Annotated in this window: 14 protein-coding genes; 12 read left to right on the top strand and 2 right to left on the bottom strand. The window is 58.6% G+C overall.

What is annotated here, in order from left to right; translation table 11 throughout:
- Positions 1 to 5: 5 nt before the first annotated feature.
- From ACFQUU_RS20535 to ACFQUU_RS20525, 3 genes are read left to right on the top strand one after another with little or no spacing between them, the layout of a single operon-like run.
- A complete protein-coding gene (locus ACFQUU_RS20535; RefSeq protein ID WP_382249982.1) occupies positions 6 to 1,577 on the top strand; it encodes a sugar ABC transporter ATP-binding protein in 1,572 nt (523 codons plus the stop codon).
- Complete coding sequence (locus ACFQUU_RS20530) at positions 1,574 to 2,491, top strand: ABC transporter permease (RefSeq protein ID WP_382249981.1); 918 nt, start codon at positions 1,574 to 1,576, stop codon at positions 2,489 to 2,491. Before ACFQUU_RS20535 ends, ACFQUU_RS20530 begins: the two co-directional genes overlap by 4 nt.
- A gap of 1 nt (position 2,492) precedes the next feature.
- A complete protein-coding gene (locus ACFQUU_RS20525; RefSeq protein ID WP_382249980.1) occupies positions 2,493 to 3,479 on the top strand; it encodes an ABC transporter permease in 987 nt (328 codons plus the stop codon).
- Positions 3,480 to 3,837: 358 nt separating this feature from the next.
- On the opposite strand, the gene paaY is transcribed toward ACFQUU_RS20525, so the two are convergent.
- On the bottom strand, positions 3,838 to 4,443 hold the full coding sequence (gene paaY, locus ACFQUU_RS20520) for a phenylacetic acid degradation protein PaaY (protein WP_382249979.1): 606 nt from the start codon (positions 4,441 to 4,443) through the stop codon (positions 3,838 to 3,840).
- Positions 4,444 to 4,644: 201 nt separating this feature from the next.
- Between paaY and ACFQUU_RS20515 the strand changes: the two genes are divergently transcribed.
- From ACFQUU_RS20515 to ACFQUU_RS20505, 3 genes are all read left to right on the top strand, one after another.
- Entirely contained in the window at positions 4,645 to 5,262 is a 618-nt protein-coding gene (locus tag ACFQUU_RS20515; protein WP_382249978.1) for a TetR/AcrR family transcriptional regulator, read from the top strand.
- 62 nt (positions 5,263 to 5,324) lie between these two features.
- Entirely contained in the window at positions 5,325 to 7,373 is a 2,049-nt protein-coding gene (gene paaZ, locus ACFQUU_RS20510; RefSeq protein ID WP_382249977.1) for a phenylacetic acid degradation bifunctional protein PaaZ, read from the top strand.
- Positions 7,374 to 7,443: 70 nt separating this feature from the next.
- Complete coding sequence (locus ACFQUU_RS20505; protein WP_382249976.1) at positions 7,444 to 7,929, top strand: SRPBCC family protein; 486 nt, start codon at positions 7,444 to 7,446, stop codon at positions 7,927 to 7,929.
- A 55-nt stretch (positions 7,930 to 7,984) separates the two neighbouring features.
- Here ACFQUU_RS20505 and paaX read toward each other — a convergent pair whose 3' ends face one another.
- Positions 7,985 to 8,920: a phenylacetic acid degradation operon negative regulatory protein PaaX gene (gene paaX / locus ACFQUU_RS20500; protein WP_382249975.1), complete on the bottom strand. Its 936-nt coding sequence runs from the start codon at positions 8,918 to 8,920 to the stop codon at positions 7,985 to 7,987.
- Between the two features lie 253 nt (positions 8,921 to 9,173).
- Between paaX and paaA the strand changes: the two genes are divergently transcribed.
- From paaA to paaG, 6 genes are all read left to right on the top strand, one after another.
- A complete protein-coding gene (paaA, locus tag ACFQUU_RS20495; protein WP_382249974.1) occupies positions 9,174 to 10,166 on the top strand; it encodes a 1,2-phenylacetyl-CoA epoxidase subunit PaaA in 993 nt (330 codons plus the stop codon).
- Positions 10,167 to 10,190: 24 nt separating this feature from the next.
- On the top strand, positions 10,191 to 10,475 hold the full coding sequence (paaB, locus tag ACFQUU_RS20490; protein WP_057291497.1) for a 1,2-phenylacetyl-CoA epoxidase subunit PaaB: 285 nt from the start codon (positions 10,191 to 10,193) through the stop codon (positions 10,473 to 10,475).
- A gap of 46 nt (positions 10,476 to 10,521) precedes the next feature.
- Positions 10,522 to 11,277, top strand: coding sequence for a 1,2-phenylacetyl-CoA epoxidase subunit PaaC (paaC, locus tag ACFQUU_RS20485; protein WP_382249973.1), 756 nt, complete (start codon positions 10,522 to 10,524; stop codon positions 11,275 to 11,277).
- On the top strand, positions 11,271 to 11,798 hold the full coding sequence (paaD, locus tag ACFQUU_RS20480) for a 1,2-phenylacetyl-CoA epoxidase subunit PaaD (protein ID WP_382249972.1): 528 nt from the start codon (positions 11,271 to 11,273) through the stop codon (positions 11,796 to 11,798). The genes paaC and paaD overlap by 7 nt, the downstream gene beginning before the upstream one ends.
- Before the next feature lie 144 nt (positions 11,799 to 11,942).
- Positions 11,943 to 13,019, top strand: coding sequence for a 1,2-phenylacetyl-CoA epoxidase subunit PaaE (gene paaE, locus ACFQUU_RS20475; protein WP_382249971.1), 1,077 nt, complete (start codon positions 11,943 to 11,945; stop codon positions 13,017 to 13,019).
- A 102-nt stretch (positions 13,020 to 13,121) separates the two neighbouring features.
- Complete coding sequence (gene paaG / locus ACFQUU_RS20470) at positions 13,122 to 13,913, top strand: 2-(1,2-epoxy-1,2-dihydrophenyl)acetyl-CoA isomerase PaaG (protein ID WP_382249970.1); 792 nt, start codon at positions 13,122 to 13,124, stop codon at positions 13,911 to 13,913.
- The last annotated feature ends 1 nt before the right edge of the window (position 13,914 follow it).

Here is a 13,914-nt window from a genome sequence, read left to right as displayed (position 1 = left end):
CCGCCATGAAACCTGCCAACCTGTTATCGCCGGGTGCGCCCGCACTGGACATCCGGACCGTCTCCAAGCGGTTCGGGAGCAACCTGGCATTGGACAACGTCAGCCTGAGCGCCAGGCACGGAAGCATCCACGCGGTCACCGGCGAGAACGGCGCCGGCAAGTCGACGCTGATGAAGCTGCTGGCCGGCGTCCATGTTCCAGACAACGGCGAGATCCTGATGGATGGACATCCGCTGCGTCTCACCAGTCCGGCAAGCGCGCGGGCCGCCGGGATCTCGACGGTCTTCCAGGAACTGACCGTCCTGCCCAACCTGACCGTCGCGGAAAACATTACCCTGGGGCGCGAGCGCGGACGATTCGGCATTCTGCATCGGGCGGAACAGGAGCGGGTGGCGATCGATGTGCTGCTGCGCGCGGGCATCGAACTCGATCACCACGCGCTCTGCGGTCGCCTGTCGATCGGCGATCAGCAATTGCTGGAGATCGCCAAGGGCATTGCGGCGGAGGCGAAGATCTTCATTTTCGACGAGCCAACCGCGCCGCTGAATCGCGCGGAAGTGGATAAGCTCGAACGCCTGCTGCGCCAGTTGGCCGAGGCCGGCAAGATCATCTTTTACATCAGCCACCGGCTCGAAGAAATCTTCCGCTTCTGCGATCACGTCACGGTATTGAAGGATGGCCGACATGTCAGTACCCAGCCGATTGGAGAACTGACTTCAGATTGCCTGGTTTCCCTGATGGTCGGCCGTCCATTGCAGTCATTGTTTCCACCGCGCGTGGCACAGGCAGCGGGCGAGGTCGTGCTGGAAGTGAGCGAAAGCTCGGGGGCGGACAAGGCGGGCATGCCAGCCATTCGTTTGCGCCGGGGGGAGATCGTCGGTATCGCCGGCCTGGAAGGGCAAGGCCAACGTGAACTCATGCGTACGATCGCCGGCAGCTGCCTTTCTCCCCGTTACGAGGTGAGGCACGGCAAGGCGCTCGCTGGCGGCATGCGCCGCCATCCCGCGCGGACGACTCCCGCGGCGGCCGTAGAGGCTGGCATCGCGCTGGTTCCCGAGGACCGCAAGAAGGAAGGACTGTACCTCGACTTGTCCATCTACCGAAACCTCCAGCTCGGCCGATTGCGCAACTTGGGCCTGCTGCGGATCGCACCGAAGGCCAGGCAAGCAATGGACGACCTCGCCGCGAGCATACAGCTGCGAGCGAAGCGGGAACAGGCGGTCGGCGCGCTCTCCGGCGGCAACCAGCAAAAGGTGATGATCGGCCGCTGGCTGGCGTCTGGTGTCGGCACGCTGCTGATCGAGCAACCGACGCGGGGTGTCGACGTCGGCGCGAAAGCGGAAATCTACCGGTTGCTGCGCGAATTCACGGCACAGGGCGGAACAGTGCTCACCGTATCCGGCGACCTGCTGGAGCTGATCGGCCTGTGCGACCGCATCCTTGTCATCCGTGGCGGAACGATCGTAGCCGAGGTGGAGGCGGACAACGCGACCGAAGAAACGATTCTCACCCTGGCGCTGCAGGAAAGCACGAAGCCTGTGCAAGCCGAAGCCCTTTATTACGGAGACCGACCATGATGACCGAACGTACCGGGTTGACGAAGTACAGCCTCGGCTTTCCCGCGATGATCTTCGCGGCACTGATGCTGGCCACGTCCGACTTTCGCAGCCTGCAGAACTTCGCCAACCTCGGCGGCCAGCTTTGCGCGCCCATCGTGGCTGCGCTTGGACAACTCTTCGTCGTGCTGGTCGGCGGCATTGATCTGTCGATCGGCTCGGTCGTGAGCCTTGCCGGCAGCATCATGGCCACGCAATCCGATCCGATTACCGGCATGTTGCTTGTACTGGTGCTGGGGGTGGCGGTCGGGCTGGTCAATGGCGCAGGGATTGCCTATACCGGTGTCCATCCGCTGGTGATGACACTGAGTACAGGCACCTTTCTCCAGGGATTGGCCTACGTCATCCTGCCCATCCCCGGCGGGACAATTGCCCCGTCGTTGGTCGATCTGGCAAGCGGCGCGTTCCTGGGCGTGCCCAAACCCGTGATGTGGGCGGCGGGAAGCACCGCGGCGGTCTGGTTCATCCTGCAGCGCACCAGTTTTGGCATCCATGTGTACGCAATCGGCGCCCAGCCTCACAGCGCCTATCTGAACGGCGTGCCGGTCAAACGCACCCTGATCGGGGCATATGTAGCGTCCGCCTTGTTGGGAGCGTTGGCAGGAGTGCTTCTCTCCGCGCGCATCGCCACCGGCGATCCGACCATGGGGGCGTCCTTCGCCCTGGAATCGGTGGCCGCGGTGGCATTGGGAGGTGTTGCGCTGACGGGCGGGGTGGGCAGCGTCGCGGGCGTGATTGCCGGCTCCGTAGGACTGGGACTGCTCGCGAATGGAATCAATTTGCTTGGGATATCACCCTTCATGCGTGGGGCGATCACCGGGTTGCTGCTGCTGATCGCAGTCAGCATGCAACGCAGAAAGACATTAGGACTATGAGATGACAACAGCAACTCTGCCTACAACCGGCAAGGGGCTCCGCCTCAGCCGCGCGGTATCTTTTCTAATCGGCCTTCCACCGGCCTACCTGTGCACGGCCCTGCTGATCGCCTGCGCCGCGGCGTACAGGCAGCATCTGCTATCGCCGATGCTGCTCCTGTTGATCTTCCGGCAAGCGGCGCCGCTAGGCATGGCGTCCATCGGCCAGGCCCTGGTGGTGCGCTGCCGGTCGCTCGACCTGTCAACCGGCGGCGTGATCGCAGCGGTGTCGTATCTGCTCACCAGCGGCACCGTCGACTTGCCGCCAGTGGTTGCTATCGCGGCCAGCCTGCTGCTCGGCGCCTGCATTGGCGCTTTCAATGGCGCGCTGATCACGACGATACGCGCATCTTCCGTGATCGTGACGCTGGCGGTATCGATGATCCTGTCGGGCATCGTGATTGCTTTGAGTCAATTTCATTCCCCCGGCCCCGCGCCCGAACTGGTGAAAGCGTTCGGCACTTCCCGTCTCGGCGGCGTACCGTTGATGCCCCTGGTCTGGCTGGCCATCCTGGTGCCGTTCGCCGGCTTCCTGCGGATCAGCGTGTTCGGCAAGGTGGTCGATGCGCATGGCGCCAATCCGACAGCGGCCAGCCTGTCCGGCCTGCCTAATGTGAAGGTGCTGTTCCTGGCTCACGTGGTTTCCGGCGTCATGTCCGCGGCGAGCGGTGTCATGCTCATCGGATTCGTGGGCGTGGGCAACGTCACATTGGGCCAGGATCTGGCGCTTAACTCGCTCGCGGCCGTGATCCTCGGCGGCGTCAACTTTGGAAGCGGCAAGGGCGGGATGATGGGACCTGCGGTGGCGTCCTTCATGCTCATGCTGCTGTTTAACGTGCTCACCAGCATGGGCTTGGGAGAGGCCGGGCGCCTGATGCTGCAGGGCGTGATTATTGCCGCGGCCGCCATGGCCTATGCCGTGCGCCAGGGTGGCGTACAGCGTACTTGATGAGTAAGCAGGACATGTTTGTTCAGTAGCGTTGCGGGCTTGTTCTTGCTCGCCCAGGCGGCCGGACTCTGGCTATTGCATCGCGGAGGTTTGCGTGTTGTTGCAACGTTGTCTCGTTGGGGGATGTCGGAATGCGATTCTGCCTCTTCTTTTTCGGGTGCCTCCAAAGAGGCGCCCGTTTTTTTCCCCGAAGGGGCTTGGCGAACTCTCCCCCCTCGTCGCCCGCGCGGGAGAGGTGAGCGGTTGGCGCGGTAGTTCGCTATAGAGAATGCCGACAGGCCGTTAAGGATTGATACCGGTATTTTGCTACTCGATACCAAAGTTTCGTACTCTATTACGGCTTACCACGGGCTCTAACTCATTTGTCCCGCTTAGTTGCAATCAAAGGTTTTACATCCGGCGCACGTAGTCTGGGACGGTCTGCCTCGACAACGGTGAGTGGATGCACTTCCTGCATGGTCGCAAGACAGCGCCTCGTCAGATCCTGATAGGTCAGTGTGCCTTCAAGCTTCCACTTGATTTCTTCTTCGCTGAGATCGCGGATCACCTTCGCCGGTACACCGGCAACCAGCGAGCGAGGCGGAATCTTCATGCCGGCGCGTACGAAGGCGCTGGCCGCGACAATCGCCTTCTCACCGATTTCTGCCTCATCCATCACGACCGCATTCATGCCGACCAGTGCATCGCGTCGAACCACGCAGCTATGCAGAACCGCGCCATGCCCAATGTGGCCGTTTTCTTCGACAACGGTATCCGCCGATGGGAAGCCATGGACGACGCAGGTGTCCTGTACATTGGCACCCCTGTGCAGGACTATGCGGCCAAAATCGCCGCGCAATGACGCGCAAGGGCCGATGTAGCAGTCAGGTCCGACGATAACGTCGCCGATCAATACCGCGCTAGGGTGAACATAGGCGGTCGGATCGACTACCGGGACGACACCTTCAATGGCATAGCATGGCATGCTGCCTCCTGTGGATGCTGCGCTTGGTGAAAGGACTGGCTAGGGCGTATCGCTGCGCGCCTTGCAATTTGAACGGGTTTCAATATAATTTAGTCCGACCGGTCGGTCAAGAATGTAAACGGGAAACACGCTCCAGAAAAGTCGTGCGAACGTGAATGCCTGGAGCCTGCCCGTTTATTCTACAAACAATAAGGACAATGCATGGCCAGAGGACGCGCGCCGGGATATGACAGCCAAAGGGAAACCATACTCGCGCGTGCGGCGGAGTTGTTTGCCCAACGCGGCTATGCCGGGACCTCGATGAATGAGGTGGCCGAAGCCTGCGGCTTATCGAAGCCGGCGCTGTATCACTATTTCAAGGACAAGTATGCATTGCTCGTCAATATCGCCGAAGGGCATGTATTGCGGCTGGAAGCGGTGGTCGATGAAGTACTTGATCAACAGTTACCTGCACAAGAGCATCTTGGTCAGCTGATTCGCTGCTTTGTCGAAGAATACGCGGACGCGCAGCACGCCCACCGCGTGCTGACCGAAGACATCCGTTTTCTCAACGACGACGACAGGGAGCGCATTCTTGAACGCGAACGCCGCGTGGTGTCGGCTTTTTCAAATGTGATACGCCAGATCCGGCCCGAGATCGACGCGGCGCGCATGGCTACGCCACTGACCATGCTGTTATTCGGCATGATCAACTGGATGTTTACCTGGCTGAAACCGGATGGCGAACTAACCTATGAAGCAATGGCGACGGTCGTCGCCGATCTTTTCTTCGGTGGCATTCCCGCGGTCAGATTGCCGACGCAACCAACCCTGCCTTAGACTTTTTATTTGGCGCGGGTAAGGATGCGCGCCTGTTTTCACACGCAATCAGGAGAGTTTACATGAGCGCCGTACCCACCTTGCAAAGCTTTATCGGCGGCCGTTGGCTCGGCGCCGAAGCCGGTCAGATGCTGGCCAGTGCCATCGACGGTCGGGCCGTCGCGCATACTCACGCAGACCGGATCGATTTCGGTGAGGCAGTCGCATATGCGCGCAGCGGCGGAAAGGCATTGATCGCAATGGATTTCCAGGAGCGGGCCGCGCGGCTCAAGGCGCTCGCCGCCTATCTTGCTGAACGTAAGGAGCAACTCTACGCCATCTCTCACCATACCGGCGCAACCCGCGCGGACAGCTGGATTGATATTGAAGGTGGTACCGGTACATTGTTTGCCTACGCGAGCATGGGGTCAAACGAACTTCCGTCCGGTAACATCATCCACGAAGGCCCGCCGGTGCAGCTCGGCAAGCAGGGCAAGTTCTTCGGTTCGCACATACTTGTGCCACGCGGCGGCGTTGCGATCCATATCAACGCTTTCAATTTCCCCGTGTGGGGCCTGCTCGAAAAATTTGCGCCGACTTTCCTTGCCGGCATGCCGTGTATCGCCAAGCCGGCGACGGCGACCAGTTATCTGACCGAGGCGATGGTGCGCATGGTGCACGAGTCCGGCATCCTTCCCGATGGCGCGCTGCAACTGGTGATCGGTGGCACCGGCGACCTGCTCGACCGGCTTGACGGTTTTGATGTGGTTACATTCACAGGCTCGGCCGACACCGCTGCCAAATTACGCGCGCATCCCAATCTGCTGCAGAAAGGTATTCCGTTTAATGCGGAAGCCGACTCGCTCAACTGTGCGATTCTGGCGCCGGACGTTACACCCGACGATGAAGAGTTCGATCTCTTCGTGAAGGAAGTGGCGCGCGAAATGACCATCAAGGCAGGGCAGAAGTGCACCGCGATACGTCGTGCAATTGTTCCGCGTCAGCATCTCGATGCAGTGGCACAGCGCTTGCGCGAGCGACTGGCAAAGACGGTCATCGGCGACCCTTCGCGAGAGGGTGTCAAGATGGGAGCACTTGCTTCCAAGGCGCAACAGTCTGACGTTGCCGAACGTGTTGCCATGCTTGCGCAAGGCAATGAAGTCGTGTTCGGTGAGCGAGATGGTTTTGCGCCAGTCGGTGATGGCGTCGAGCGCGGCGCTTTCTTTGCGCCCACATTGCTGCTCTGCCGCGACGGCATGCGTGATGAGCGCGTGCATGACATCGAAGCCTTTGGTCCTGTCAGTACCCTGATGCCCTACGAGGACATCGACGAGGCGCTTACGCTGGCCGCGAAAGGAAAGGGAAGCCTGGTCGGGACACTGGTCACGCGTGACCCGAAGATCGCGGCGAAAATGATTCCTGTGGCGGCCATGCAGCACGGCCGCATGCTGGTGCTGGATCGCGAAGCCGCTGTCGAGTCAACGGGTCACGGATCGCCGCTTCCCATGCTCAAGCATGGCGGCCCGGGGCGCGCCGGTGGCGGCGAAGAACTGGGCGGTATACGCGCGGTCAAGCATTACCTGCAGCGTAGCGCTATCCAGGGTTCGCCGACGATGGTTGCTGCGGTGACCGGCGAGTATTTGCGCGGCGCAGCCGTCAATGAATCCGAGATTCATCCTTTCCGTCGTTATTTCGATGACTTGCAGATCGGCGACTCGCTGTTGACCCATCGCCGCACGGTGACTGAAGCGGACATCGTCAACTTCGGCGGCATTTCCGGCGATTACTTCTATATGCACTTCGATGAGATTGCGGCGAAGGAAACGCAGTTCGGCAAGCGCATCGCGCACGGCTACTTTGTCTTGTCCGCGGCCGCAGGCTTGTTCGTCTCCCCGGCGCCCGGACCGGTGCTGGCGAACTACGGCCTTGATACGCTGCGCTTCGTCAAACCTGTCGGGATAGGTGACACGATACAGGCACGCCTCACCGCGAAACGAAAGATCGACCGGCGCAAGAAGGATGCGAAAGGTGTAGGGCAGGGCGTTGTCGCATGGGATGTTGCTGTGACCAATCAGGACGGCGAGCTTGTCGCTAGCTATGACATCCTGACGCTGGTTGCCAAGCGCTCATAAAGATTCCGCGTCATGCGCACCATGACAAGCACGCGAAAATTACGCCAACATCATTGAGAGGGAATGAAACATGATGGCAACAAACAAGACCGAAACTTTCGCCGAAGGCCGTGATCTGGTCCTGACCCGCGTATTCGATGCGCCACGTGATAAAGTTTTCAAGGCGTGGACGGATCCGGACCTGCTTAAACAGTGGTTTACTCCCGCGCCATGGACTACGCCAGTGGTCGAAACTGACGTGCGGGCAGGGGGCTCGAACTTGATTATGATGCGTGGTCCCGACGGCAATGAGTTTCCCAACCGTGGTGTCTATCTTGAAGTGGTGGAGAATGAGCGCATCGTACTTACCGATGCATTCACCGAGGCGTGGGAGCCATCAGATAAAGCCTTCATGACGTTAGTGTTAAGTTTTGAAGATCAGGACGGCAAGACCAAATACACCGCGCGTGTAAAACACTGGTCAGTCGCCGATCGCGAAGCACACGAGCAAATGGGTTTTCATCAGGGGTGGGCGATTTGCGCCGAGCAACTCGCGGCACTCGTTGAGAAACAGTAGAATCGCAAGTAGGCGCCTGGCCTCAAATTCTTCATGCCGGCCGGCGCCCATCATATCAGCCAAGTCCACCAAAGCGCTGATAGAAATACGCAGCCGCCTCCGGCGCAACTTCATCCTCGCGTCGCAAAATCTCAGTGATATAGACCTCCGCCTCGGCATGCGTCGCAGCATAGAGTCGATGGCATAACTCGTAAGCGGTTTTTCCGGGCCAGCTATCAGGTAGCAACTGCAGCGGCAACTGCGGATCGTGCAACTGCACCCGGCGAAACTCGTGAATCAGCAGTGTACGCAAGATGAATGCCTGTTCGTTATCGAGCAGACGTTTGGTATCCAGCAGTTCTTCCAGACCGGCGAAGCACCGGATGAAGTGCTCATAATTTTCGACAATGCTGCCGAGTTCCCAGCACTGGCCCACCAGATCGCTGAGGGGTTTTGCAAAAGGCAGCCCGGATTCCTGGGCATGGCAGACAAACACATTTCCTTCGACACCTACGCGAGCCAGAATCTCCTTTACGGTATCAGGCTCCGCCGCCGGATGGCCAAACACCGACGGTGCGATCGTGCCGAAACCTTCCCACACCAACTCCTTCCTCAAACCGGAGCGCTGCTCCGCAGTAATGGTGCCCGATGTGGCAAACAGCAAGGTCCACTTTCCATCCCATGACTTGTAAGACGGCGTATAAACGCGCTGATACGCACGCTCGAAGCGACGTGCGGCAGATGGCTTGAGAGCGTATTGACTGCGACGTCCTTCGCGTTGCGCCTCCAGCCAACCTTCTTCGGCAAGACGGAAGACACTCGTTCTGACCAGGCGGTCACTGATACCGAAAGGCGCCAGCAATTCAATCAGGCTACCTAACCATACCTGGCCGCCATGGGGCGTGATGACATCGCCAAACAAGGTCATCACCATGGACTTTGCTCGCGGAGGATTGTCCGCCATGTAATGGTCAATCCATTTCCTGATCGCCGGATTTTTTGTTGTTGGCATAGGTAAAGCCGGTCAGTGATAACGATGTGGACGAAAAATGTTCTCGATGCGAACAAGCAATATGTGATCTTTCATGCAATGTTACCTCAAGATGCGATACAAGAATTTAATATGATACGAGAAAGCCTATTTACATTCACATTTACGTATCATATTATGAAGTCATCCAAGAGGCAGCGGCAAACCTGCGCAGCTTCAACCATGTGGCGTAGCCAACCCCGGCCAGGCCGCATAGCGACGAGAGGGTTTAACCATGTATGCACAGCTGGTCGACACCGGAAGTAAAAAGCTCCGATCCATGGAGGAGTTGGGGCCCGAGGAGCGCGCATTTCAGGAGCGCATCGATGAAGGCATAAAGATCGAAGCCAAGGACTGGATGCCTGAAGCGTATCGAAAGACCTTGATACGACAGATTTCCCAACATGCTCACTCGGAGATCGTCGGCCAGTTACCGGAAGGTAATTGGGTTACGCGCGCACCGACACTCAAGCGCAAGTCCATCCTCTTGGCAAAGATCCAGGACGAAGCCGGCCACGGACTTTACCTCTACAGTGCGGCGGAGACGCTTGGCGTTTCGCGGGACCAGTTGCTTGCAGATTTGCATTCAGGCAAAGCCAAGTACTCGAGCATCTTTAATTACCCAACGCTTAGCTGGGCTGACATGGGCGCCATTGGCTGGCTGGTTGACGGTTCGGCAATCATTAACCAGATTCCCTTGTGCCGCTGCTCTTACGGTCCTTATGCACGCGCAATGATCCGCGTTTGCAAGGAAGAATCTTTCCATGCGCGCCAGGGTTACGACATCATGCTGTCGCTGTGCCGTGGCACGCCAGAGCAAAAACAGATGGCGCAGGATGCACTCAACCGTTGGTGGTGGCCATCGCTGATGATGTTCGGTCCTTCGGATGCAGAATCGGTCAATAGCGCACAGTCATCCGCGTGGCGTATCAAGCTGTTCTCCAATGATGAGCTGCGCCAGAAGATGGTGGATCAGACTGTACCGCAGGCGGAATACCTCGGCCTGACCATCCCCGATCCCGATCTGAAATGGAACGAAGAACGCGGACATTACGATTTTGGCGAGATCGACTGGGAAGAGTTCTACAACGTCCTGAAAGGCAATGGGCCGTGCAACCGCGAACGTCTGCGTACCCGCGTCAAGGCCTACGAGGATGGCGCATGGTTTCGTGACGGACTGGTTGCGCATGCCGAGAAGCAGGCGCAACGTAAAAACAAGGCTGCCTGATTCAGGGCGTGATTGGAGAATGAGATGAGCAAGGAATGGCCACTCTGGGAAGTGTTTATCCGCAGCCAGCACGGATTGGCGCACAAGCACGTGGGCAGTCTGCATGCCCCCGACGCCGAGATGGCGGTCAACAATGCGCGCGACGTCTATACCCGCCGCAACGAAGGCGTCAGCATCTGGGTCGTGAAAGCGGCCGATATCACCGCCAGCAGCCCGGGCGATAAGGAAGCCCTGTTCGAACCAGCGAACAACAAGGTGTATCGTCATCCCACCTTCTTCCCAATGCCGGAAGAAGTGAAGAACCTGTAGTTCATTCATCAAGGCGTCACGTATTACGGCGGCGAACGGAGACAGTATGTCCGATCAGAAATTCATGTATGTGCTGCGCCTGGCCGATAACGCCATGGTGTTGAGCCAGCGGCTGTGCGAATGGTGTGGCAAGGGGCCGGCGCTCGAAGAAGACATGGCGTTAAGCAATGTCGGACTGGACCTGATCGGGCAGGCACGCTTCTGGTATGCGTATGCAGGCGAACTGGAAGGCAAGGGCCGCGGCGAAGATGCCCTCGCATTCCTGCGCGACGCGCATGATTACCGCAACCTGCTGCTGCTTGAACAGCCCAATGGCAGCTATGCCGATACGCTGGCGCGGCAGTTTTATTTCGACGCCTGGCATTTCCTGCTGCTGCAGCAACTGACACACTCGACCGATGAGCGTATTGCCGGCATTGCCGAAAAATCGCTGAAGGAAGTCAGCTATCACGCGCGCCGCAGCGCCGATCTCGTCGTGCGCCTCGGCGACGGCAGTGAGAAAAGCCATGCCATGATGCAGGCAGCTCTCGATGAACTGTGGATGTACACCGGCGAAATGTTCCGTGCCGATGCAGTCGATGACGCCATGGCGACACAAGGCGTGGCACCCGATCCGTCCGCCCTGCGCGAGCCTTGGCTGAACCACATGCGGGATATTTTCTCGGAAGCGACCCTCAAAATGCCGCCTGCTGACGCATGGATGCAAAAGGGCGGGAAGCAGGGAGTACACACCGAACACCTGGGCTACCTTCTCGCTGAAATGCAGTTCCTGCAACGCGCCTATCCGGGTGCATCATGGTAAGCACTTCGCCCGCTACACTCGACGAGGTATGGCACTGGCTATCCGAAGTGCCCGATCCGGAAATTCCCGTCATCTCCGTGGTCGACCTCGGCATCGTCCGCCATGTCGCGTGGACTGCCGACGAGGAATGCGTCGTGACGCTCACGCCGACTTACAGCGGATGCCCCGCCATGCGCGTCATCTCCGACTCCATCGGCGAAGCCCTGTCCAACCACGGTATCACACGCTTTCGCGTCGAGTCGCAGTTGTCGCCGCCATGGACAACCGACTGGATGAGCGAGAGCGGCAAGCAAAAGCTCAAGGCGTATGGCATTGCTCCGCCAGTTCACCAGGCGGTCAATGAACGGATCATAGACATCAGTAGCCTCAGCCGCCGGAACAAGGTGGAATTGCAGGTGACATGTCCGAATTGTGGCTCGGCCCATACGCGGTTGAGCAGCCAGTTCGGATCGACACCATGCAAGGCCTTGTATCGCTGCGAGGATTGCCTGGAGCCTTTCGATTATTTCAAGAGTCACTGAGCCACCGAGGTTCGGCCGCGCGCCGGAAACGCATCATGTAGCGCAGGGCATATGGACTGCGCCCGAACCGGAATGCCGAATGTGCCGCCACGCTGCGCGATAAAGCAGCTAGTCGTTGATCGCTGGAAATGGGAGCAGTTAGTCATGAGCAAGTTTCATCCGCTGACGGTAGCAAACGTGCGCAAGGAAGCGCGCGACACCATCGTCGTGACCTTCTCAGTGCCGGACGACCTCAAGGAGTCCTACAAGTATTCGCAGGGGCAGCACCTGACGTTGCGGGCGGGTATCAACGGAGAGGATGTGCGACGATCCTATTCGATCTGTTCCGCCGTGCAGGACGACAGCCTTCGAATTGCGATCAAGCGTACCTCCAATGGCCAGTTCTCAACATGGGCGAACGAGGCGCTACAGCCCGGCATGGTGATCGATGTGATGCCGCCAATGGGACATTTCCAGGCGCCGCTGTCCGCTGATAATCGCAAGCACTATCTGGCTTTCGCCGCCGGGAGCGGCATTACGCCTATTCTTTCCATCATCAAGACGACGCTGCTTGCCGAACCGCAGAGCCACTTCACCTTGTTTTATGGAAACCGTGCGTCCTCGACAGTGATTTTTCGCGATGAGCTTTCCGACTTGAAGGATCGTTTTCTGGACCGTTTCAAGCTTGTCTATGTGATGAGTCGCGAGCAGCAAGACATCGAACTGTTCAACGGTCGCATCAACAAGGAGAAATGCAGCCGCTTTTTCCAAAGCTGGATTGCACTCGATGATGTTGACATGGCCTTTATCTGCGGGCCGGAGCAGATGATGCATGAGGTGTCAGAAGCCTTGCAGGAACATGGACTGTCCAAAGACAAGATCAAGATAGAAATGTTTGCCGCCAGCGTGCCGAAGCGGCAGCACGTACCCCACGCCCAGCCGCTTCCAGGCAGCCATGATTGCGAAGTTACACTGCTTATCGACGGCAATCAGGTCAGCTTCACAATGGAAAAAGATAAGGAATCGGTACTCGATGCCGCACTGAAGCAGGGTATCGATATGCGTTATTCTTGCAAGGCCGGGGTCTGCTCGACCTGCCGCTGCAAACTGGTCGATGGAAAGGTCGACATGGATGCCAACTATGCCCTAGAAGATTATGAGGTGGCGCGCGGCTTCGTGCTCTCCTGCCAAAGCTTTCCGGTCAGCGACAAGGTTGTCATGGACTTCGATCAGGATCACTGAATCATTGCATACTGAACCCGTTGATCCCGTTGAATCGGAAATCAGCCCGTCACCGACCGACAAAATCACGCAACAATAACCATCATCGTTCTGGAGCAGACAATGGCATTCCAACATATCCTGTTCAGCGTCACCGAAGGCGTCGCGAAGCTGACGTTCAACCGTCCGGACAAGCTCAATAGTTTCACGACCGCCATGCACGTTGAAGTGCGCGAGGCACTGGAGCAGGTCAAGGCTGACCCGTCGGTGCGCGTCCTGGTCGTGACGGGAGCCGGCCGTGGCTTCTGTGCCGGTCAGGACCTGAGTGATAGCACCGTCGCGCCTGGCCAGGATGCGGTAGACCTTGGTGAATCCATTCAAAAATATTACGGACCTCTTGTGCTGGCACTGCGCAACCTGCCAGTGCCGGTGATCTGCGCCGTCAACGGTGTGGCCGCAGGTGCGGGCGCCAACCTCGCATTGGCTGCCGATATCGTGATTGCCGGCAGGTCGGCATCGTTCGTCGAAGCGTTTTGCCGTCTTGGTTTGATTCCCGACACCGGCGGTACCTACTTCCTGCCGCGTCTTGTCGGTACCGCGCGTGCAATGGGACTGGCAATGCTGGGCGACAAGCTGAGCGCCGAGCAGGCGGAAAACTGGGGCCTTATCTGGAAATGCGTCGATGATGACCAGCTTGTCGCCGAAACCGACAAACTTGCCACGCACTTTGCCTCGGCGCCAACGCTGGGCCTGGCGCGCACCAAGCAGGCGATCTACGCGAGCCCGGCGAATACGCTTCCACAGCAACTCGATCTCGAACGTGATTTCATGCGTGAACTCGGGCGCAGTGAAGATTATCGTGAAGGCGTCAACGCTTTCATTGAAAAGCGCGCTCCCAAATTCAAGGGAAAATGAC

It is taken from the genome of Herbaspirillum sp. GCM10030257 (assembly GCF_042666555.1).
Lineage (GTDB): Bacteria > Pseudomonadota > Gammaproteobacteria > Burkholderiales > Burkholderiaceae_D > Noviherbaspirillum.
Note: the sequence above shows the minus strand (reverse complement) of the source record. Positions and strands in the feature narration are given on the sequence as shown.